This is a genomic window from Campylobacter sp. RM9328 (assembly GCF_012978615.1).
On record NZ_LIWF01000071.1, the window covers coordinates 1 to 479 of the forward strand.

1 protein-coding gene is annotated in these 479 nt (G+C 28.0%); it reads left to right on the forward strand.

From position 1 onward, the window contains the following. Positions 1 to 181, forward strand: a 181-nt coding sequence (locus CCAL9328_RS10945; RefSeq protein WP_211436858.1) for a hypothetical protein, incomplete at its 5' end; no start/stop codon positions are given. Positions 182 to 479: the final 298 nt, after the last annotated feature.

Here is a 479-nt window from a genome sequence, read left to right on the forward strand (position 1 = left end):
CCCCTATAAAATCCGTGGCGTAAGCCACCCATTGAAAGGCTTTTCCAGGGGGTTAGGGGTTGTTAAGGGGGAAGGGGTAGCGGCTGCCAAAAAAGCGCTCCCCTTCCCACTTAAAAGAAAAAATTTATCTAAAAATTTAAAACTCACTAGAAAATATATTTCTTTAATTTTAAATTCATAAAAAGAATTATAAATTTTTATTATTTCAAAGTTTATATAAAAAGAAATTTGATTATAAATTTGGATCATTTAAAAAAGATTAAATTTGCTGTTTCATCTCAATTAATTCATCTTGGTAATTATTGCTTTAAAATTCTTTTATGTTTCGACTTTTCCTAAGTTTTATCAGATATTTTAAGTAATTTATTGTTTTGAATTTTAAGGAATTTGGGGTATCAAAGAAATTTATTTTTTATTATTAGATATTTATTATTCCGAATTTGCTTCTTTCTTTAAGTGGGAAGGGGAGCGCTTTTTGG